The sequence below is a fragment of the Okeania sp. SIO2C2 genome (genome assembly GCF_010692625.1).
Taxonomy (GTDB): Bacteria; Cyanobacteriota; Cyanobacteriia; order Cyanobacteriales; family Microcoleaceae; genus Okeania; species Okeania hirsuta.
Genome location: NZ_JAAHGM010000091.1, coordinates 1 through 21,544 on the forward strand (window position 1 = coordinate 1; position 21,544 = coordinate 21,544).

The window sequence follows — 21,544 nt, forward strand, 5'->3', positions numbered from 1 at the left end:
GAACGCAAGTATTAATTTAAGAAATGCGGTCGGCTTGACCGTTGATGCCTGTGGACGGAGTGCTGCCGACAGTTCCGGTGGTTTGCGTAGCATTCCGTAGGAAAGCAGGAAGTAAACATTAAAATATAACGCTATGTGACGTTTTATGTCGGTTTTATGAAGCAGGCAGGAGGAGATTCAAGACTTCAATTTAGTTCTACTGTTGTTACTTTTAAGTTTTGACTTGATGGGGGAGGGTTCGCGTATTTGTTGCCGTGAGGTGGGGGGCAGGTTTATCGATTGAGTTGTTTAAGAACCATTAATTTAACGTGGAACCCGCCCCTACATATTGCCAAATTTTCGGCTTTTGTCACTTTTAACTTTTGACTTTTAACTTTTGAGTTTAAATGGAGCGATCGCCCTATTCTTAACTTTTAACTTTTGAATGCATGACTTTTGACTTAATTGGGAGCGATCGCCTATTTGTTACTGTGAGGTGGGGGGCGGGTTTATATAAATGTTGGTTGAGAACCATATTTTAAGGTGGAACCCACCCCTACCTAATTGCCAAATTTTCGGCTGTTGTTACTTTTGAATGAGTGCCTTTTGACTTTTGCCTTATATTACAACTCAACTTGCTGCTGAAAAACCAGAAAATATATTTTTGTGTACTTTTGTAAAATCTTTTTATCGCCCTTATTATTTGTAATATTTCTTTTTTAAAATTGGTATCATACCGTTTTGCCGGCGATCTGAATGACACAATCAATCTCTAAACCACTGACATTACAAGAATTTCTGCAACTCCCAGAAACAAAACCTGCACATGAATACATCAATGGAGAAATTATTCAAAAACCCATGCCAAAAGGAAGACATATAGTGGAAATTGTGATGATGCTTTTTCAACAAGAAAAAATCAGCTTAGGTAAAGCTAGTGAATTACTAGGAATACACCGAATGCAATTTCAGAAATTAATCAGCGATCGTGGAATTTGTGTCCATTACGACGTAGCAGAATTCCAAGAAGACCTCAAAACGTTACAAGAAGAAGGCTGGCGATGATTATTGTCAGCAACACTTCCCCCATTTCTAATTTAGCCAAAGTAGGGCAGCTCAAGCTTCTGCAACAACGATAAAGGAGCAGGAGAAATTGTGATTAGAGCAGTAAGAGGAGCAACATGGCTGAAAATGCAGCCTTTACAAAATCAAGAGGTTGCCATTGAGTTAAGAAAATTTATTAACTTAGGAGAGGCAGAGGCGATCGCTTTAGCCCTAGAAGTTAATGCAACACGGCTCGTGATAGATGAACGTTTAGGGAGAAAAGTTGCCATAGAGCAGGGATTAAAAATTACAGGAGTATTAGGGGTGCTGCTGAGTGGCAAAAAACAAGGATTAATTCCTTTTGTTAAACCTATAATGAATGATTTGATTACCCAAGCTAACTTTCGGGTGAGTAGTCAACTGTATACAGAGGTTTTAAAGGCAGCAAACGAATAGGTAAATAGAGCGTTCGCTTCTGTTTTATGCTAGCGTGGGGGCGGGTTTATCTAAATTTGGGTTGAGAACCATTAATTTAGGGTGGAACCCGCCCCTACAATTGCCAATTTTTTGACTTTTGTTACTTTTGACTTTTGAATTAATTGGGAGCGATCGCCGTGTTCCTTATTTCTGTGCAACAAAAAAAAGATAAAGGCCAAAAGCATTGAGATTAACTCTTACTTTTAACCTTTATTTCATCACAACCAAATCTCTCCTTCCTCTTACTTTTGCCTTTTGCCTTTTGCCTTTTGACTTAAATTGCCGTGCCAGATATGGTCAAACGAAGAACTAGCAAGGGTAGTGAATCAATTTGTTGAAGCTAATAGACCGGCGAAGGAGGAGGAAAAAGGTTTTTGACATGAGCGAATATTTGTGTGATATTCTGAGATTATTCTGCGTCGTCTCCGTCGTAAGAACATTGCAGTGGAATGCAACCCTGTGGGGAGACCCCTTTTGCTGCTATGTTATGATGGGTGCTGGTCAGGCTTTCTTCTGTCAGTCCTTCGAGAGCAGGTTTAGCAACATGAGTGCGGATTACAGGCTGATTGATAGAGGGCTTGATATTCTTTTTACCCATTGTTATTTTTTCTCCAGAATAGGTTTTTCAGTAGTTTACACAATTTGTCGGTTGTTGACAAGAGGCATTTACAAATCTTTGCAGGCAGAGGGCAGGAGACAGGAGGCGTTCAAGACTTAAGTCTTTTTTTTTTTTGACTTTTGCTTTTGAGTTAATTGGTAGCGATCGCCTATTTGTTGTGGTGAGGTGGGGGGCGGGTTTACTTAAATGTTGGTTGAGAACGATTAATTTCGGGTGGAACCCGCCCCTACCTATTTCTTACTTTTAACTTTTGACTTTTGACTTGAAATGGAGCGATCGCTATTTCAGTTATCAGTTATCAGTAAAAAATCACTTCATTAAAACCAACTAATTTTGTATCTCACCATCACAGGAATTGTTATATAGTAAACATAAAAATAAAGTACAAATTCCTTATTTCTGTGCAACAAAAAAAACATAAAGGCTAAAAGCATTGAGATTAAATCTTACTTTTAGCCTTTATTTCACACAACCAAATCTATCCCTACCTCTTACTTTTGCCTTTTGACTGTCTTGAGTGCGTCTTACATTCTGAGGAGACCTCGCCAATTAGCACTCGCTTTTAACTTTTGACTTGAAATAGAGCGATCGCCCTCTTCTTACTTTAGACTTTTGCATGAGTGAATTTTGAATTTCTACCTCCTGCCTCCTGCCTTCTTCAATTTAACTTCTTACTTCAGCTATAACCGTCCCCAAGTTTGTAAATTTACGCATATAAGGCGACCTGTATCCTAGTACAATATCAGACTTAGGCGCCCCCGCTTCAATTAACTCCCTAGCTATTCCTACTTCAGTTCCATCTCGTTGAACCCAAATTTTCCCTGACCTAATCTCAATATGAATAACACATCCAAAAACTCGTCTTTCTCCACACCATCCGACATGAAACATCAGATAGCGATCGCGTTCCAGGTCGAAAGCAATTTGACTTTCTACTTCTCCATCGTCATTATCGCCTTCAGAATGTTTTTCGACAATAGACTTAATTAGTTTTCTATATTTCTCTATTTCCATTTTACAATCTCCTCTTTAGTTGGATTAAACACAAGTAAATTTAATTGCATCCGCGTTACTGACATTTGAGCTATTTGATTTGTCATGGTTACTATTAGGTAGGATTGTTGAATATTTTAGGGATTGCGATACCTTTGTTATTTATCAAATATTTTATTAAAATTATAGCTAAATTTTTTAATATATCTTTAAAAAGCCACCAGGCCGGATTTCAGATCAAATACCACAATTATTCATGTTATAATTTTGGTCAGATAATTTTCAACGGATTTTATTAATTATGATATCACCAAAATTATTAGAGTTAGAAAAGTCTATTCATAACTTATCATTAGATGATAAACTATGGTTATTAGAAAAAATTCTCTGTCAAGTAAGACAAATAACTCAGGAAAAAAACTCTAATTTCACAACTAGCCAATCTGCAAATATTGGTAGTAATAAAACAGATATAAATCCTATTTGGAAAATAGCCGTAGAAATAGGTGCTAAAATCCCTCAAGAGGAATGGGAAAAAGTACCACAAGACCTATCGAAAAACTTTGATTTGTATCAAACATTAGGAGAGGAAGATTGAGAAAAGTTTTTGCAGATACAGGATATTGGGTGGCTTTGCTTAATCCTCGCGATGACCTACATCAAAAAGTACAAGAAGTATCAGAAGCAATTGCCCCCGTTCATATTTTTACAAGTGAGATGGTATTAACAGAAGTATTAAATGATTTTTCTAAGAGAGGTGATTTTTTTCGTCAAGCTGCCATAGAGTTGATTGAAAATATTTATAAACACCCTAATCTTACGGTAGTTAAGCAAACAAGTAGTCAATTTCAAGAAGGATTATTGTTGTATAAAGAAAGAATAGATAAACAATGGAGTCTTACAGATTGTGTTTCTTTTAAAATAATGGAAGAATACAATATTTTAGAAGCACTTGCTTATGATCGGCATTTTGAACAGGCAGGTTTTATTGCTCTATTGCGAAGTTGAAAGCTTCAAACTAATATTAGGTTACTCCACAGGTCGTAACAACTCTCCAACTACTATCTTATATCATGTTCGGTTGAATACTTATAATATCTGTGGACCGAAGGCAGGAAGCAGAGGGCAGAAGCGGTGCGACCCCGCGTCGGCGTCAGACGCAAGCGGTCGGACCCCGCGACGACGCCAGTCGCAAGGGAATGCCGACCAAGAGAGGGAATGCGCACCAAGAGAGGCAGAAGGGAAAGAGCAAGGTTAGAAGGCAGAAGGTTTTTTATAACTGATGATCCGCAATTCGTAGCTCCCCCGGAGGGGAACATGATATTAGCGAGAGGAAATGCCAGAGGAGCGATGTAGCTGCCGCTAGGCTCCGCCAACGCCTCTTCCTCTCCTAAAGTCATCTCCTGCTGATATCCCAACTGACTTGGTTGTCGGTACACATACAACTGATATCATGTCCGGTTGAATAATTAGACTTTGGTTGAAGGAAGGCAGGGGGCAGAAGGCAGAAGGCAGAAGTTTTTTTACAATTTCAACCTAATTCTATACACAAACGATGCTACCGGACATGATATGACGATGGTTCACATCCAACACACAATAATCCTCAATTCCTGATTTAGCATACTCTTTACCGCTCGCGAAAACTACTGTAACTATTGTCCAATAGATAAATCAAAATCAACCAGGGAAAAATCAGCGTTCGCGACAACTACTGTAACTATTGTCCAATAGATAAATCAAAATCAATCAAAGGAAAAATTAGCGTTCGCGACAAATACTGTAACTATTGTCCAATAGATAAATCAAAATCAATCAGGGAAAAATCAGCGCTCGCGACAAATACTGTAACTATTGTCCAATAGATAAATCAAAATCAATCAGGGAAAAATCAGCGCTCGCGACAAATACTGTAACTATTGTCCAATAGATAAATCAAAATCAATCAAAGGAAAAATTAGCGCTCGTGAAAACTGCTGTAACTATTGTCCATATTGAAAATACAATTATACTGGCTTTGATGATATTATAGTGATATGAAAAAAGCGCTCGGCAAATTTTTAGCTGTGCATCTATCTGTGCATCCGTGGCAAAATCCGTGTCTAGCCCTGACTTCATCTAAAGCACTATTTTAGCTGAAACAGTCCACTACTGGACTTCTGGTGTAATCAACAATCTTTCCCTAACCTTGTAGGGACGTTCGCATTTTTGTTATGCAACGTCCTCACATTGCGGTTAATTAATGTTAATTGATATGAGGTGTGTGTAGTGCTACACTGATAACTGATAACTGATAACTGATAACTGCAATGTTTACCTTATCCCTAATTTCTGAAGTCACTCTTATCCAACAAGATGACAAAATCATATTAGAAGCTCCCGTCCGGACAGCACTCAAAAAAGAAACTCCAACTCGCCAAGTAATATTTGAATATCCCCAGTCAGGTTTGATATCGGCATTAAATCATCTCAAGTCTTCGCAGAAAACCTACGCTCAACTGAAAGCATTAGTAGTGGCAACCGATGGCAAGGAAGCAGGAGAAAAATTTGATGCAGAATTGCAGAAATTAATAAATACAGGTTGGGTTTGCCATTCCGTTTTCCCCCTGGCAACAGCTATCCCAATAGTAGAAAAAAAATATCGCTTCGAGTCTCCAGAAATTGAACAACTGAAAGGAAAATTTACCTTATCCCGTTTTGCCTATTTACATCAACACCAAGGGGAAACAATTATAGAATGCCCCCTTTCTCAAAGTAAAATAGTGGCATTAGACTGGCGATGTGCTGCTTTGCTTGCTAAATTATCTCAACCACAAACCGCCAGCAGTTTGAGTACAGATATTCCCGATCTTACAGAAGAAATTGCCCAAAAATTCCTGGCACTGTTGATGGCAACTCAAATGTTATCACCAGAAACGGAACCCACCCCCCTCATGTATTGGGAATTTCACGACTTGCTATTTCACAGTCGCTCTCGATTTGGAAGACATAATAACCCTTCTGGTGGCACAATGCGATTTTTTGGTAAAACGGAACACTTACCCATTGTGAAACCACCAATGAGTGACAAGGTAATTAAATTGGTGCAACCCAACTTAGAATATTTGAGTCAAATTGACATTCCCTTGACAAAAGCATTAGAGTTACGCCAGTCTATTCGGGAGTACGACGAGCAACCAATACGGGTGCAACAATTAGGAAAACTGTTGTATTGTTGCGCCAGAATTAAGAAAATAGAAACAATAGAAACAGAGGAATTCGGTACGTTCCATTTAAACTATCGTCCTTATCCTTGTGGCGGTGCAATTTATGAGTTAGAAATTTACCCAGTGGTTAACCGTTGTCAAGGGTTGGAAGCAGGAGTCTATCACTATCAACCTTTGGAGCATTGTCTGTATCAAATTTCTGATTGGAATCCAGATGTAGAAGAGTTGATAGAGGATGCTTACAAGTCTAGTGGCGAACAAGACCAACCTCAAGTTTTGTTGGTAATAACTGCTAGGTTTGGACGACTATATTGGAAATATGAATCAATTGCTTATGCTTTGATATTGAAGCACGTTGGTGTGTTGTATCAAACCTTTTATTTGATGGCAACGGGAATGCACTTAGCTCCCTGTGCTTTGGGAATTGGAGATTCAGATAATTTTGCTAAGATAACAGGGTTAGATTATTATGAAGAATCTTCCGTTGGGGAGTTTCTATTGGGTTCGGTGAGAAGCTAGTGTCGCTACGGGGAAAATTAAAAGTCAAAAGTCAAAAGTTAAAAGTTAAAAGTTAAAAGTCAAAAGTATCAGACATCTCCAGAAAAGAGGGAGTAGGGAGTAGGGGGAAAGAATTGATAATTTCTGTGCGGTAATTGATTTTATTTTTTAAGTGGTAGTGTATTGTAATTGTAGTGCATTGCATTATTTTTGTTATGAGGTACGGCAGTGGGAGCATCTTGCTCCCGTGCCAAGCATCTTGCTCCCGTGCCAAGCATCTTGCTCCCGTGCCAAGTATCTTGCTCCCGTGCCAAGTATCCCTTGTTCCTTGTATACCATTACTATGCAGGACTACCATTTTTTATTATTGGAGATGTCTATTGATTTGTAATTGTTTTAGGATTTTGTAACTGCTCAGTTATTTGCGCTCAAAAATGATCAAAAAACAGTGATAAAAAAGGTTATATCAAATCCGCTTAATTTGGAATAAAAAAAAATTCATCTTTACCCAGAGCAGAAAGAATTCTAAGTTCTCTTCCCTTCTGAATGCTCAATTCTGATTAACTATCTTATTACCGAATAATTAACTAATTAATAATTAAATAATTCTGGTTTAAAGCCTCCCCTTTTAAGGGGAAAAAAGCGGTTGAGGGATGGCGAGGTCCCCTCGCCATATCCAATCAACCAAGACAGCGGTCGATCTTCGTAGCTTCCCGTAGGGTGGGATGGCGAGGAAACCTGCGCCATATCCAATCGACCAAGAGAAGAAATAATATTTCCTTATATTCAATTCCGTAACGGTTTTAACCAGAGGTAATTATCCATTATCCATTATCCATTATCCATTATCCATTATCCATTATCCATTAATGAGACCGATGCTACTGGATTTGATATAAACTCAGACTGGCGATATTCTTTGACTTCGATAACATTAGTATCAGTAGGTTGAGGAAAACCTTGGGGTAAAGATGCAGACATTTCAAAATTTGGGTTGATTTACTATTCCATTATACTTGTTATAGAATAGACATCAATTGCTGTAACTATTGTCCAATAGATCAATCAAAATTAATCAAAGGAAAAATCAGCGTTCGCGAGAACCACTGTAACTATTGTCCAATAGATAAATCAAAATCAACCAGGGAAAAATCAGCGTTCGCGAGAACCACTGTAACTATTGTCCAATAGATAAATCAAAATCAACCAGGGAAAAATCAGCGTTCGCGAGAACCACTGTAACTATTGTCCAATAGATAAATCAAAATCAACCAGGGAAAAATCAGCGTTCGCGAGAACCACTGTAACTATTGTCCAATAGATAAATCAAAATTAATCAAAGGAAAAATCAGCGTTCGCGAGAACCACTGTAACTATTGTCCAATAGATAAATCAAAATTAATCTCGCAAAAATTAGCGCTCGTAAAAACTGCTGTAACTATTGTTCAATAGATAAATCAAAATTAATCAAAGGAAAAATCAGCGTTCGTAAAAACTGCTGTAACTATTGTTCAATAGATAAATCAAAATTAATCAAAGGAAAAATTAGCGCTCGTAAAAACTGCTGTAACTATTGTTCAATAGATAAATCAAAATTAATCAAAGGAAAAATCAGCGTTCGTAAAAACTGCTGTAACTATTGTTCAATAGATAAATCAAAATTAATCAAAGGAAAAATTAGCGCTCGTAAAAACTGCTGTAACTATTGTTCAATAGATAAATCAAAATTAATCAAAGGAAAAATCAGCGTTCGCGAGAACCACTGTAACTATTGTCCAATAGATAAATCAAAATCAATCTCGCAAAAATCAGTGTTCGGGAAAACTGCTGTAACTATTGTTCAATAGATAAATCAAAATTAATCTCGCAAAAATCAGTGTTCGGGAAAACTGCTGTAACTATTGTTCAATAGATAAATCAAAATTAATCTCGCAAAAATCAGTGTTCGGGAAAACTGCTGTAACTATTGTTCAATAGATAAATCAAAATTAATCTCGCAAAAATCAGTGTTCGCGAGAACTGCTGTAACTATTGTTCAATAGATAAATCAAAATTAATCTCGCAAAAATCAGTGTTCGCGAGAACTGATCTCTTCCCTCTTCCTTAAGCACTACAACCAATTACCAACAAGAATAAATGATGACCAATAATAGGGTTTATCGTAATCTGCATTTGGTTCTATTTCTCCTTTGATAAATCTCATTTGAACTTGACGCAGTGCTTCCGCTTTTCTGAGTTGTGAACTACCAGACTGCAATAATTCTTGATAAAACTGTTTCATTAATTCCGCTGTAGAGGCATCATTAACATTCCATAAACTCCCTAAAACACTACGAGCACCTGCCCGAATGGAAACTCCGGCCAAACCCAATGCTGCTCGCGTATCTCCCAATGCCGTCTGACAAGCACTTAAAATTAATAATTCGATCGCTTGCTCCGATGGTGTCAAATTATTAGTCTGAAGCAATAGGTCTAAATCTCGAACATTAATACGTTCGTCCCACCCTAAAATGAAGGTATCATCTGGATTAGAACTAAACTGTCCGTGAGTTGCAATATGGATGATGTTAAAAGGTTCAGAATTAATCTGAGCTTGAATGTTAATTTTCGTGAATTGTTCATCTGCTAATTTTTCGGATTTTGGTACAGTTTTTTCAATAGCTTCTAGTTCTTGTTGAATGTTGGGTAGTGGACTAACACCCTCCAATTCATAACTAGGTGCTTTTTGACTTGTTCCGGCAGTTAATACTCGTAACTGCTCCTTTAATAAGGGTTTGGGATTGACTAATTGCAAACCCGGTACTACTGCAATTGCATATCTTTCCACGAGATAACGTTCGCGATCGCTATCATATAATACAGACATGGGAATATTTCTGAGTAACCCATCCAAAACAAAAACTAGGGTTTTGATTTGACTGTTATCGCGTTCTAAATCTATTTCCAAATCCGCTTCAAAGGGTTTGATTAACCACTGATAAAGTTGATTAGATGGTAACTTAACTCTGTTGATTCCTCTTATAGTTGTAATGTAAACTCTAAGATAAAATAAGGTTTCCTTAAATTGTGCTGCAAAGTTTTGATCGCTCACTGAAGCATAACGAAAGTTGTCAGTTCCCGGCAATTTGAGAATAACACTTAATTGATTATCTAACAATATTGGATAAATAACTGCTGCATTTTGATCAATTTCATCGATATTAATATCCTCAGCATTGACACAAGCATTTTGGAAAAAATTATCTAATTCTGCTAATTGTAGAGATTCAATTACCTTCTGAGCTGCTTTTATATTGGACAATTTTGGTTGAGTTGAACCAAGTTCAGGCCGAAGTAATAATGCTACGAGTTTTCTGTATAAAGGTTCAATATTTGCCTGAAAATCAAACTGAATATCTCTATTTAAAGCTACCAAGTTGCGTCGTAAAACTTGCAGGGTATTAAAAGCAGATTTGTAAGCCAAAAGTGCTTCTGAGGAATTTTCTTGTTGGAGAAAAATATCTCCCAATTGTTCTTGGAGTTGATAAGCAATATCTGAAGCAGAGATTTTTTGAGCGATCGCCAAGGCTTGATTTGTCAAATTAAGTGCATTTTCTAGTTTTCCCATGTTTTGATGCAATTTTCCTTGAATTCCAATGGCATAAGCTTCTAAACGATAATTATGGATAATTTTTGCTTGTTGAATTGCTTGATTTAAGAATTGTTCATTAATAGTATTTGGTAAAGTTAATTCTGCAAAATTAGTCTGTAGTTGAGCTAAACTTAATTTGGCGTTTATTTCTCAAAATCTATCAAAATTTCTGCTAATTTAATTGTTGCTTGAATTGAATTAGGAGAGGGATTAATTTTATTTAAAATTTGAATAATTTGAGGTAAAGTATCAATCTGAAATTGTACATAAGGTTGCAGCCAATTATCCCCATAATTCTTCTGCCATTGTCGGTTTAATTCAAGTAACAGACTAAGATGATTAATAGTTGCCTGAATTTTAATTAATTCTTCATCAGAAACAGTCACCGCTTTTTCATAATCAGATAAACCTTGGATAATCGCTTGTCTTTCTGCTTTTCCTCTCAGCCTAAAATTAGCAATACCTTGAGCTTGAGAAAGAATTGTATTTCCTAAATTTAACAATAATTGACCTTCGATATTTTGATAATTTACCAATGGAAAACTAGCTTCTAAAACTTTTCTAGATAAAGCTAATTTACCCAATACACGCAATCCATTTCCCAAGCTTTGTAGCCCTTGAAAATTTAGGTTAGTATTTGATGTATTAAATCTTGGTAAAACATTTTTGAGGTCATTTTCAGTCAAGCGATCACACTGTAAATTCTTGCCAAATGCTTGTAGCACAGTATCACAAGAACGTCTATAAAATCCCAGACTTGTTAATGCTTGAGCTTGATTAACTTTACTTCTAATTTCGCCAATACGATCGTTATTTTTCCGATAAATAACTTCTGCTTGTTGCCAAACTTCCAATGCAGCTTCCGCCCTTCCTTGCTGTAACAATTGGACTCCTTGCTGAATTAAACTAGAAGGAGAAGATTGTGCTAAAATGGGAGATAAAAAATTAATTGCCAGACTGAGACAAAAACCAAATAGAGCGATCGCTATCCACTGTAATATCTCAATCTTTAGTCTATTTTTGTTACTAATAAATTGATAAATTTTTTTGAATAGATTCTGCATATTGATTAAATTTCCTCAAAAATAATCCTCACAGTATTTGTACTAGGCCAATCATGGCCACAATTATGACACCAATATTCACGGTATAGCACTTCTCTAATTTTTGGCTTGAAAAAATACCGACCACATTGCTGCGATCGGCTCCCTGGGTTTATTCTTCTTCTGTTTTGTCGCTTACTAGAAGTTCTGCTTCTCCACTCAAAATCCTGACTACCTCTTCTTCTAAAGCACCCATCTTTCCCAAGACTTTTGACTTATATTCGTTATTTTCCTGAAGTCCTTGTACTAATCTGTCTCCATGAGCTTCTATATATTTAAAAAGCAGTTCAAACAGCTAAAACCTAGTAGTGCTTGTGTCACTTAAGCACACTTGTTCTCAGTGACTATCTAATGGATATCTTTTGGGGTGGAGTTCGATCTCCTTACTCCATCCCTTATTTACTAACCTCGCTTTTTCTTACTTTCTGATGATTGGAAATTTATATAACCACGGATTCGAGATTCCTTTTAATGACCCAGAACTTCCCCAATGGGCCGATGGCCATCTAGATAAATTTTGCGATTTGTTTTGGCACGAAACCTGGAAAAATGGCGATGATGCGATCGCCTCTCTGGAAATAGATCTGCTGGCCGATAGATATGCCTATATTAAAGAGGGCATGGCCTTGAGAGCTTTTCAGATTTATAAACTTTATGAAAATTTAGGGTTTAAAACCTTTAGGCAATATTGTGTAAAAGGTTTGAAAAAATCGGTCTATTACGTCAAACGAGTCATTAAAGCTGCTCAAATATCTTGGTCATTGATGCTGGAAGGATTTACCGAGCTGCCAGACAACGTATCTCAAGCTACCAGATTAGCCACTTCTGTGAGTCAAGTCAGCGAGGAAACTGATGAAACTATGAGTTGTTGGCAAGAAGTGTTGGATAAAGCAAAGGATCAATCTAGACCCATTACAGCAAATTACATAGAAACTACTATTACTGGAGAAACAGCATCCCCGTTAGCTACAGCAAAACTACCCAGAGATGTCTGGGACAAATTAAAAGCTCGGGCCAAACGACAGGGAGTCAAGCCGGAAAAATTACTTGAAGAGATAATAGGAAATTATTTGCACCCAGAACAAGAACCTGACTCAGAAACAGAAACAGTAGATGAGCCAGAGTCTAAAAACAATGAAAAAGGTCTTACGTCAAAAACACCTGAGATTAAAGCCTGGGAAAAAGATTTACAGGATTTAGTCCAGGAAAGTTTTACTAATGAACCGAATTATCAGACAACCGCAGACAATTCCACATTTACTAGAACGAAAAAGCAGAAGAAGACACAGAAAAATAAAATCTCTCCTCCTGAGCAGTGCGATCGCGCGAATCCACATCAATCAACGGAATTCCATAATCCAAGCCCATATTAATCTGATCCCATAACTTTACCTGCAACCCCACTCCCATTGGCCTCTCCTGCAATTTGTAAATATACCAGCGCTCATTGCTATATTGTCAGCATTTTGGCTGAATTTAACGCAAGCTGAGAAAAATGAAGCAATTGTGTTGTTAATATTTTTTTGTTAATGCATCACCCTTATTATAGTTACTGATTGGTAGCAAAACACTTAGGTGATGGTTAATTAATCAATTACAAACATACAACACGGAATGGCTAATATTGTTGGTTCAAATTTAAATGATGGTATTTCGGGTACTACTGATAATGACACCATTAGAGGTTTGGATGGTAATGATACCATTGACAGTGGTAGGGGCAATGATCTCCTTATAGGTGGTAATGGCAATGATCTCCTTAACGGTAATTTGGACGATGATACCCTTAATAGGTGGTAATGGCAATGATAGCCTTGTAGGTGGATTTGGCAATGATGTCCTTAAAGGTGGTAAGGGCAATGATAGGCTTAGCGGTGGTAATAACAATGATACCCTTCTGGGTGGTTTGAGCGATGATGTCCTTGTGGGTAATGATGGTGATGATGTCCTTGGGGGTAATGATGGCAATGATGTCCTTGAGGGTGGTAATGGTTTTGATACCGTTAGAGGTGGTAATGGTTTTGATACCGTTAGAGGTGGTAATGGTGATGATATCCTTATAGGTGGTAATGGTGATGATATCTTTGACGGTGGATTGGGTAATGATCTCCTTATAGGTGGTAATGGTTTTGATACCCTTACAGGTGGTACGGGCAATGATACGATTAGGGGTTTGAATGGCAATGATATGATTAGGGGTTTGAATGGCAATGATACCCTTATAGGTGGTAAGGGTGATGATGTCCTTGACGGTCATGGTGGCAATGATGTCCTTATAGGTGGTAAGGGTAATGATACCCTTATAGGTGGTAATGGCAGTGACCTTTTTCTACTTGCTAGTCGCCTTGGTGGTGATACCATTATGGATTTTCAACTAGGAGGCGATAAGATAGTATTATCTGATTTAGAATTTACTGATTTAACTTTTGTACTAAATGGTAGGAATACATTATTAACAGTTACTGCTAGTGGAGAAGTACTAGCTACACTTAATAATGTAATAGGCTTGACTTCAGAAAATTTCTTGTAATTTGTCAAAAAATAGTTCAAACTTAAATTAATTTTCAGGGCGATTAAGCCCTTTTTTTTGCGCCAAAATCTCCAAAAAATTCTGGGCATCCTTATTTGACAGGGAGTTAAAAATTTTTGATAAAGATTTAGAATTTACCGAAAAATTGGGTTTAAAGCCTCCCCCTAAAAGGGAATTCTGTGCCGAATATGCCTGCTGCGGTGATGTTGATAGTGCCTCCGAAGGCGGCTTGAGCATTGGCGGAGATGTCGCTGTTTTCCAGTGCGACTAGGTTTTCGGTGTTGATATTGATTTTGCCTCCGGTGGCTTCTCCTGTGGCGTTAGTGCTGATGTTGCTGTTGTGGCGGAGAATAAAGTCTTTGTTGTTTTTGATGGTGATGCTGCCTTGACCTCCTGTGGTTTTGGCATTGAGACTAGCTTGGTTTTCTATGAGGATGTTGTTGCTGTTGATTTCTAGGTTGCCTGCTGGTTCTTGGGTTTGGGAGCTGACTGTGATTTCTGCTTCATCCCGAATATTGAAATTTTCGGCGTTGATAATTAACGTTCCTCCTGCTCCTGTTCCTTCATCTGTTGCTTCTGCGGTTAAGCCACTTAGCCATATACCATTGGGAGATTTTTCTATTATTTCTGTGTCTTTAGCAGAGATGGTTATATTGCCTGCATCTCCCCCACCTCTGCTGCGGGCGTTGATCTGCGCTCCATCTTGAAGTCGTAAATTTTCTGTATTGACTGTGATAGTTCCTCCATTTCCTACCGCTCCTTCTTGCACTGTAGCAATTAAACCACAATATCAAGAAAACCGGCCCAACCGTGAATCATCTGCCACAATATAGTCAAGGTAACTCACGAGCGAGCCTCTTACAGAGGAGCTTTCCTTGCGGAATGCTATCGCAAACGCTAACGCCCCGGTACAAACTTCAGAATTCCTGGCATTTTGCTGTTGACGACTCTCCAGACCCAAATTTGGTTTTTTTTGAGCCCATAAAAGTTTGTAGTTGATCTAGCGTGAGCAGTTTCAGGTATTTCATAGTTACGATCGGGAATCTGTGCTTGGTGCAAGTCGTACCCAGTTGAGCACTGTGTTATGGGAAATACCAGTCACTCTCTCAATGGCTCCCAATCCCATGCAAAATAGGGACATTTTCACACAAAGCTCTTTAATATCAGAACTATAACCCGCAGGACAGGGGCTTTCTCGCGCATTGACGGCCACAGTTACGGCACAGATAACTCTGTTTGCCCTGACGATGACCATTTTTCACTACTTTATGACTTTGACAATCAGGACAGTCCATCTGTCTAGAAAATTCTAGAATATCATTCTCTATTGTGCAACACCTATAATTGAGCATCGGGTCGAAAAATTATGCTGTTGGGGTAGATCAAAAATAGATTTGCATTTCCTAACACACCTAGAGTTCCTAGTACGTCGATCAATGGTGCGCTCAATGCAATGTTTTGAGCTATCGCTACATCTACAGAACTACCAAATTTTCTACTACACCAGATATAGCTGAAGTCAGAAGTCAGAAGTTAAATTCTCAGCACGGATGTAATTTGCTGGTTGTGGTAATAGCACTTAGCTTTTTTATAGGTATGGTTTTCTACCATCTCAATGAATTCATCCCATATATTTGTTGGTAGATTTGTTTTAATTGTACTCGTCGAAACTCCCTTATTAAGGCAAATCACTATCTGTATGTAACTCTTCAATACATTCTAACAAAAGGCGATCGCTCGATTAATTTATCAAACATAAGTATATGTCAAAGAGCTAAAAAAATGCTAACTTGATATCAAAATGCTAAATAATCAAGATTCTATAGTCATAAAAATGCGACAGAATAATATGTTTCAAAATAATTTGTTTTCTCAGTCAGACCAAAAACCCCTCGATCTACTCGATCGCCTCATAACAGTAGGAAGTAAAATAGTATTTCGCACTACTATAGCGATCGCTCTGTTAGGGACTGTAAGTTGTACTACCAAAGTTCAACTTGATTCATCTACTGCTGCTCAGACTCAGACTGCATCAGTTTCTAGCAATCAAACCGACTCTCCTAAAAATGTTGCTACTAATTCAGGTTTGCAGAAAATAACTTTGGTAGAAGACCTAGAACATCCTTGGAGTCTGGCCTGGCTTCCTGATGGCACTATGCTAATTACCGAGCGGCCAGGGAGATTGCGAATTGTGCGTGATGGAGTTCTAGACCCGACTCCGGTTGCAGGACTTCCCGAAATTTTTGCCTCTGGTCAAGGAGGATTAATGGATGTCTCAATTCATCCGCGCTTTACAGAAAATCGCTTGATTTACCTGACTTATTCCCACGGCTATCGCTCGGCAAACCGCACCCGCATTGCACGGGCGAGACTTGAGGAGAATACTCTGCGCGAGCTGCAAGTAATCTTCGAGGTTTCCCAGACAAAATCTGGCGCGCAACACTTCGGGTCACGCATTATTTGGCTACCTGACGAAACTCTACTAATGACAATTGGTGACGGTGGCAACCCACCTATTGAATTCAATGGCGAATTTATCCGTCAACAAGCTCAAAACCGCCGTAGTCATCTGGGCAAAGTTTTACGGTTAAATGACGATGGATCTGTGCCCTCGGATAATCCTTTCGCAACTTCTACAGATGCTGAACCCGCCGTGTGGAGTTACGGACATCGCAATATCCAGGGAATTACCTTTGACTCCACAAGGAATAGAGTCTGGGCAACGGAACATGGTTCTCGAGGTGGCGACGAACTGAATCTGGTTGAGGCCGGAGAAAACTACGGTTGGCCAGCTGTTACTCACAGTCGTGAATATTCTGGAGGACTAATCTCCCCAGAAAAATCTCGCCCTGGTATGGTAGACCCTAAAGTAGTGTGGACTCCATCAATAGCGCCCTCTGGTTTAGCTTTCTACAGTGGCGATCGCTTTCCACAGTGGCAAGGTAATTTATTTGCAGGTGGGTTAGTATCGCAAGATATCCATCGCATTGAGCTAGATGAAGCGGGTAATGTTGTCACTCAGGAGTCTATTTCTATAGGTCAGAGAGTGCGGGATGTGCGACAAGGGCCTGATGGACTACTGTATGTTCTAACCGATCGACCTAACGGACAATTAATTCGGCTTGAACCTGTTGGTGGTTAATGAAGTCAGAAGTCAGAAGTTGTTTTTGTAACAGGTATTTGAGCAAGCATCCAAAAACATTTTGCCAATCAAGGCGGGATTGCGCAACCCAATTATTTTGATAAGTGGGAGATGGGGAGTCATAATTCCCTTCTGCCTTCTGCCTCCTGCCTTCTGCCTTCTTTTGATAAATAGTAGAAGCCGGAGAGTTTTTCCTCATCCGGCTTTTTGATAGTTAATATGAACTGATTTTCCTTGGTCTGTTTGATGCTAAAGCCCAAAAATATAGACTATCCAACGTTGGTAATTTGAGGTATGATATCATGTCCGGATAAGAGCGCGATAGAAGTCCATGACCTTTACGCGACCAAAAAACTTTATCCTTCTACTCCTGTTTCTTCTTCTTTTTTCCCTCCTGACTCGGTCCTCCTGACTTCCCCTCCGGTGGAGGGGAAAGGGGTGGGTTGACTCCGAAGTAATTAGGGTTTGCTGAAAAAGTTTTATGGGTGAGGGTAGGAGTCAGGAGACAGGAGACAGGAGACAGGAGAAATGGGAATTATAGAGGAGGTAGGAGAAAGAATAATCCCTTAATTATTCTGCGCAACTCTCGCCTAAAATGCTAATTTTTTGAACCATTACGACCATTAAGCTTGGACTTTTTTTAATTAAAAAATGCGCTCAACCTCTATATGTCAATGCTTTGAGATTTAATCAGCAAACCCTAATTAAGATTAATATCATACACTAATTTACCAACGCCAAAAAACCTTATCCCTTTGAATCTTTCTTTCACTTCTGCCTTCTGCCTTCTGCCTTCTGCCTTCTGCCTTCTGCCTTCTGCCTTCTGCCTTCTTCCTTCTGCCTTCTTCCTTCTTAATTAAGGATTTTGACCAATTTGCAGATTATCAAAACTGGGTGGAGTTTCGTTAGTTACCTTAGCATTTGTAGAATTGATATTACCATCAGAAGTAACTAAAGCAACAGCATTGACCAATGCTTGTCTGCGATCAATCAACATATTTTGTGGAGGTACAATCTCTAAAACTCCCAGTTTTTCTAAACGTCGTTTGACACTGCCTGCAGCACCAACTAGGAATACATGACGACCTGTATCAACAGTTTCCTGAATTGCATTTTCTATTGCTAGAGCAGAAGTCACACCCATGTGAGGTACTTCGCTCAAATCTACAATCAACACTTCATAGTTGTTCAGAAGTGTATGCTGACGAGAGATAGCTTTGGAAACACCGAAAATCATCGGACCACTGAGGTGGAATAATAAAATCCGACCCTCAGCACGGTCTAGTAATTCTTTCTCATCATTGTCTAAGATGATTGCATCATCAGCATCAGTGATAGCTTTCACATCCTCAGATTTAATTTGAGTCAAGCGATCAATAGTGAGAACATTAGCAACAAACACCCCAATACCTACAGCAGCAATTAGGTCAACGAATACAGTTAGACCGATGACACCGTACATAATCATGGCAGATTTCCAAGAAATATTATGGGCACGCTTGAGGAAACCCCAGTCAATAATCTTAATACCCACCTGGAGAGCGATACCTGCCAAAACTGCCATGGGAATTTGTGCAGTTAAACTACCAGCTCCCAAAACCACAATCATTAAAATGAAGGCACGGGTAATACCAGATAGAGCAGAGCGCGCACCTGTATTGATATTAACTACAGTACCCATAGTGGCACCAGCACCAGGAAGACCACCAAACAATCCTGAAGCTAAGTTACCTAAACCTTGACCAATTAATTCTTTGTCGGAGTTGTGTTGAGTCCGAGTCAAACTATCAGCAACCACGGAAGTCAGCAGAGCATCAATACAGCCAAGCATTGCTAACACTGTCGCATCAGCTACCATTAACTGCAATTGATCGGGAGTAAAGTAAGGCAACTGTAAACTAGGTAGACCTGTAGGAATTTCACCAATGCGACGAATACCAGCATCTGAGAAAAATAAAACAGAAATAACTGTTCCTACTACCAATGCTAATAATGGTGGTGGCACAAATTTCTTGATCTTAGCTGGTACCAAAAAGAGTATAGCTACTGTCAGAGCTGCTAAACCTGTCTCTATAGGATTAATATTTGTTAAAAGGTTAGGTATGTTCTGAATAGTCCCAACTACACCACCCTTGGGGCTAGCTTGTCCGAGAAATGGACCTATTTGCAGGATAATCAGGATTATACCGATGCCTGACATGAAACCAGAAATCACGTTGTAAGGCATCATGGTAATGTATTTACCAAACCGCAATAAACCAAAAATAATTTGGAGTACTCCTGCCATCATTACTACGGTGAAAGCCATTGCCAGACCATTTTCCGGGTTGGTGCTAGTTAAGTGAGCAATCACCGCAGTGGTTACCACGGTCATCGGTCCGGTAGGCTCAGAAATCAGGGTGGGAGTACCGCCAAACAGTGCTGCAAACAAACCAACTAATACAGCACCATACAAACCTGCAGCAGGTGCTCCAGCATCGGCGGCACCCGAAGCGACACCAAAGGCGAGTGCCATAGGAAGGGCAATGACAGCAGCAGTCAAACCGCCGAACATATCCCCCTTGATATTCCTAAAATTTATTTTGTTGAAAACTTGTGTAGCAAAAGCCATAAAGATTGATAAGTTTTTTTTTATTTAATTAAGTCAATGATACTTATATTAACCATTGACTATAGTCTATGTGACGATTATCATAGAAATCAATTGGGAATGCAATACTTGATAGTTTGTAATTGCTTATACCAGTCTTAAGATTTTCTTTGTTTTTCTTATCTTTAGGAGGAAAAGTTCTTGATTCAGGCAACCTTACATCAGTTGAGAGTCTTTCAGGCCGTGGCCTTTCACGGTAGTTTTACTAAGGCTGCTGAAGAGTTATTCATTACTCAACCCACTGTCTCTGCTCAAGTCAAACAACTGGGCCAGGCAGTAGGTATGCCTTTGTTTGAGCAAATTGGCAAGCAGCTTTACTTAACAGATGTTGGTAGAGAATTATTTGCCACTTGTCAGGAAGTATTTGAACAACTCAATCGCTTTGAGATGACGGTGGCTGATATTAAGGGAACGAAACAAGGGCAATTACGTTTGGCAGTAGTCACAACTGCTAAATATTTTGTACCTAGAATCTTGGGTTATTTCTGCCAAGAGTATCCAGGTGTAGATATTTCTCTGGAAGTGACAAACCACCAAAACATCACTAGACGAATGTTGGAAAACCAAGACGATCTATATATATCTAGTCAACCTCCTGAAGATATACCTCTATGTAGTGAAGCTTTGATGGATAATCCCCTAGTTTTAGTCGCGAACAAAAATCATCCTTTGGCAGGCCAGAGAAATATTCCGATTAAACGTCTTAATAATCAAGCCTTTATTATGAGAGAATCTGGTTCTGGTACTCGCCAGGCGGTGCAAAAACTATTTGCCAAGCACAAAATTGATGTGAAAGTGCGCCTCGAGCTTGGTAGTAATGAGGCTATTAAACAAGCGATCGCTGGAGGGTTAGGAATTTCTATTTTGTCAAAGCATACTCTCTACTGTGAAAGTTCTGAGTGGGAACTCACAACCCTAGATGTTCAAAATTTTCCGATTAAGCGGCAGTGGTATGTATCCTATCTAGCTGGCAAACAATTATCGGTAGTAGCTCAAGCATTCTTGGAATATCTCCACGAACATACTCAGAAAATGGCTGTCACTTCTAGTCTTGTGAGTTAACAAATTTCCCACAAGTGCATACCTGATATATTTGTTGATTGCCGAAAGCTGCCTATATACTAAAACATTTCTGAGTACTGTACAAAAAATTTCAAGGGTACGAAAATTACTATAATTTCTACCAGATACTCTTATTGTTTTATTTACTATTCTGCTATTGTTAGTATAGCTTTAGTCATTGATAAATTCCCCGCAGCAGCGATCGCTAAGTTTCTCTATCGCTATAGTTGGAATCAAGCTTTCACCATCTGGTCTTTGTCAATGCCTCAAGTAGCAGCAACTTTAGCGGCAGTATTAACAAGTTTTAGCGTGGAATTAATTTCTGAGTCAGTATTTAATGGCATTATTGTTTCAATGTTGGTAACATCTATCTTAGGACTTATGATGACTACTACAAAAGTATTTCTCTGTTTAAGGTTGATCATCAATAGACATCTGGTGAAAAATCAATAAATTGTGATAGAGTCATATAAAATGTAATTGTTTATGGCTAATTATCACCAGTATGCTTGACTACATTCACAATCATCCACAAGAATCAGAACGTTTATTAGGTATCAAGTATGAACAGTTAGAAAAATTCTTAAAACAAGCCGAAAAACTCCACTGC

General features: G+C 38.7%; 22 protein-coding genes and 1 pseudogene. 12 read left to right on the forward strand and 11 right to left on the reverse strand.

Features of this window, described 5'->3' with window-relative positions:
* The first annotated feature begins 735 nt into the window (after positions 1 to 735).
* A complete protein-coding gene (locus F6K18_RS33355) occupies positions 736 to 1,044 on the forward strand; it encodes a UPF0175 family protein (RefSeq protein ID WP_287527307.1) in 309 nt (102 codons plus the stop codon).
* 90 nt (positions 1,045 to 1,134) lie between these two features.
* Positions 1,135 to 1,479 (forward strand): DUF3368 domain-containing protein, encoded by a 345-nt coding sequence (locus tag F6K18_RS33360; RefSeq protein WP_353735249.1) that lies wholly within the window; start codon positions 1,135 to 1,137, stop codon positions 1,477 to 1,479.
* A 71-nt stretch (positions 1,480 to 1,550) separates the two neighbouring features.
* Here the strand turns inward: F6K18_RS33360 and F6K18_RS33365 are convergent, their stop codons facing one another.
* The 3 genes from F6K18_RS33365 to F6K18_RS33375 all read right to left on the reverse strand — a co-directional run bounded on the left by F6K18_RS33365 (position 1,551) and on the right by F6K18_RS33375 (position 3,133).
* Positions 1,551 to 1,679 (reverse strand): hypothetical protein, encoded by a 129-nt coding sequence (locus F6K18_RS33365; RefSeq protein WP_287527309.1) that lies wholly within the window; start codon positions 1,677 to 1,679, stop codon positions 1,551 to 1,553.
* Positions 1,680 to 1,909: 230 nt separating this feature from the next.
* A complete protein-coding gene (locus tag F6K18_RS33370; RefSeq protein WP_287527311.1) occupies positions 1,910 to 2,098 on the reverse strand; it encodes a microcyclamide/patellamide family RiPP in 189 nt (62 codons plus the stop codon).
* A gap of 684 nt (positions 2,099 to 2,782) precedes the next feature.
* Positions 2,783 to 3,133, reverse strand: a complete 351-nt coding sequence (locus tag F6K18_RS33375; protein WP_287527312.1) for a XisI protein — start codon at positions 3,131 to 3,133, stop codon at positions 2,783 to 2,785.
* 280 nt (positions 3,134 to 3,413) lie between these two features.
* Between F6K18_RS33375 and F6K18_RS33380 the strand changes: the two genes are divergently transcribed.
* The 4 genes from F6K18_RS33380 (at position 3,414) to F6K18_RS33395 (ending at position 6,837) form a co-directional block, all read left to right on the forward strand.
* A complete protein-coding gene (locus tag F6K18_RS33380) occupies positions 3,414 to 3,710 on the forward strand; it encodes a hypothetical protein (protein WP_287527314.1) in 297 nt (98 codons plus the stop codon).
* A complete protein-coding gene (locus F6K18_RS33385; protein ID WP_287527316.1) occupies positions 3,707 to 4,120 on the forward strand; it encodes a type II toxin-antitoxin system VapC family toxin in 414 nt (137 codons plus the stop codon). The genes F6K18_RS33380 and F6K18_RS33385 overlap by 4 nt, the downstream gene beginning before the upstream one ends.
* Positions 4,101 to 4,370 carry a hypothetical protein gene (locus F6K18_RS33390; RefSeq protein ID WP_287527318.1) on the forward strand — a complete coding sequence of 90 codons (270 nt, stop codon included), beginning with the start codon at positions 4,101 to 4,103 and terminating at the stop codon, positions 4,368 to 4,370. The genes F6K18_RS33385 and F6K18_RS33390 overlap by 20 nt, the downstream gene beginning before the upstream one ends.
* Positions 4,371 to 5,421: 1,051 nt before the next feature.
* A complete protein-coding gene (locus F6K18_RS33395; protein ID WP_287527320.1) occupies positions 5,422 to 6,837 on the forward strand; it encodes a SagB family peptide dehydrogenase in 1,416 nt (471 codons plus the stop codon).
* A 140-nt stretch (positions 6,838 to 6,977) separates the two neighbouring features.
* On the opposite strand, the gene F6K18_RS33400 is transcribed toward F6K18_RS33395, so the two are convergent.
* From F6K18_RS33400 to F6K18_RS33415, 4 genes are all read right to left on the reverse strand, one after another.
* Complete coding sequence (locus F6K18_RS33400) at positions 6,978 to 7,130, reverse strand: hypothetical protein (protein ID WP_287527321.1); 153 nt, start codon at positions 7,128 to 7,130, stop codon at positions 6,978 to 6,980.
* Positions 7,131 to 7,668: 538 nt separating this feature from the next.
* Positions 7,669 to 7,797: a hypothetical protein gene (locus F6K18_RS33405; protein ID WP_287527323.1), complete on the reverse strand. Its 129-nt coding sequence runs from the start codon at positions 7,795 to 7,797 to the stop codon at positions 7,669 to 7,671.
* 1,129 nt (positions 7,798 to 8,926) lie between these two features.
* Positions 8,927 to 10,423 carry a CHAT domain-containing protein gene (locus F6K18_RS33410; protein ID WP_287527324.1) on the reverse strand — a complete coding sequence of 499 codons (1,497 nt, stop codon included), beginning with the start codon at positions 10,421 to 10,423 and terminating at the stop codon, positions 8,927 to 8,929.
* Between the two features lie 167 nt (positions 10,424 to 10,590).
* Positions 10,591 to 11,511 carry a hypothetical protein gene (locus tag F6K18_RS33415; RefSeq protein ID WP_287527326.1) on the reverse strand — a complete coding sequence of 307 codons (921 nt, stop codon included), beginning with the start codon at positions 11,509 to 11,511 and terminating at the stop codon, positions 10,591 to 10,593.
* A gap of 467 nt (positions 11,512 to 11,978) precedes the next feature.
* On the opposite strand from F6K18_RS33415, the gene F6K18_RS33420 reads away from it, so the two are divergent.
* The 3 genes from F6K18_RS33420 to F6K18_RS33425 all read left to right on the forward strand — a co-directional run bounded on the left by F6K18_RS33420 (position 11,979) and on the right by F6K18_RS33425 (position 14,080).
* On the forward strand, positions 11,979 to 12,923 hold the full coding sequence (locus tag F6K18_RS33420) for a hypothetical protein (RefSeq protein WP_287527328.1): 945 nt from the start codon (positions 11,979 to 11,981) through the stop codon (positions 12,921 to 12,923).
* 241 nt (positions 12,924 to 13,164) lie between these two features.
* On the forward strand, positions 13,165 to 13,350 hold the full coding sequence (locus F6K18_RS37085; protein ID WP_353735250.1) for a hypothetical protein: 186 nt from the start codon (positions 13,165 to 13,167) through the stop codon (positions 13,348 to 13,350).
* Positions 13,295 to 14,080: a calcium-binding protein gene (locus tag F6K18_RS33425; protein WP_287527329.1), complete on the forward strand. Its 786-nt coding sequence runs from the start codon at positions 13,295 to 13,297 to the stop codon at positions 14,078 to 14,080. Before F6K18_RS37085 ends, F6K18_RS33425 begins: the two co-directional genes overlap by 56 nt.
* A gap of 151 nt (positions 14,081 to 14,231) precedes the next feature.
* On the opposite strand, the gene F6K18_RS33430 is transcribed toward F6K18_RS33425, so the two are convergent.
* Together F6K18_RS33430 and F6K18_RS33435 are read right to left on the reverse strand one after the other, a co-directional pair.
* Entirely contained in the window at positions 14,232 to 14,849 is a 618-nt protein-coding gene (locus F6K18_RS33430; protein ID WP_287527330.1) for a hypothetical protein, read from the reverse strand.
* Positions 14,850 to 14,984: 135 nt separating this feature from the next.
* Positions 14,985 to 15,375 (reverse strand): annotated as a pseudogene (locus F6K18_RS33435) (IS1 family transposase); the annotation flags it as partial.
* Between the two features lie 506 nt (positions 15,376 to 15,881).
* On the opposite strand from F6K18_RS33435, the gene F6K18_RS33440 reads away from it, so the two are divergent.
* Entirely contained in the window at positions 15,882 to 17,222 is a 1,341-nt protein-coding gene (locus tag F6K18_RS33440) for a PQQ-dependent sugar dehydrogenase (protein ID WP_287527331.1), read from the forward strand.
* Here F6K18_RS33440 and F6K18_RS33445 read toward each other — a convergent pair.
* On the reverse strand, positions 17,182 to 17,421 hold the full coding sequence (locus F6K18_RS33445) for a hypothetical protein (RefSeq protein ID WP_287527332.1): 240 nt from the start codon (positions 17,419 to 17,421) through the stop codon (positions 17,182 to 17,184). The genes F6K18_RS33440 and F6K18_RS33445 overlap by 41 nt on opposite strands.
* A 657-nt stretch (positions 17,422 to 18,078) precedes the next feature.
* On the reverse strand, positions 18,079 to 19,833 hold the full coding sequence (locus F6K18_RS33450) for a SulP family inorganic anion transporter (protein ID WP_287527334.1): 1,755 nt from the start codon (positions 19,831 to 19,833) through the stop codon (positions 18,079 to 18,081).
* Positions 19,834 to 20,013: 180 nt separating this feature from the next.
* Between F6K18_RS33450 and F6K18_RS33455 the strand changes: the two genes are divergently transcribed.
* Both F6K18_RS33455 and F6K18_RS33460 read left to right on the forward strand, forming a co-directional pair.
* The gene (locus F6K18_RS33455; RefSeq protein ID WP_287527336.1) at positions 20,014 to 20,934 is read left to right on the forward strand and encodes a LysR family transcriptional regulator; all 921 of its coding nucleotides are present in this window, start codon (positions 20,014 to 20,016) and stop codon (positions 20,932 to 20,934) included.
* A gap of 261 nt (positions 20,935 to 21,195) precedes the next feature.
* Positions 21,196 to 21,387 carry a hypothetical protein gene (locus tag F6K18_RS33460; RefSeq protein ID WP_287527337.1) on the forward strand — a complete coding sequence of 64 codons (192 nt, stop codon included), beginning with the start codon at positions 21,196 to 21,198 and terminating at the stop codon, positions 21,385 to 21,387.
* The last annotated feature ends 157 nt before the right edge of the window (positions 21,388 to 21,544 follow it).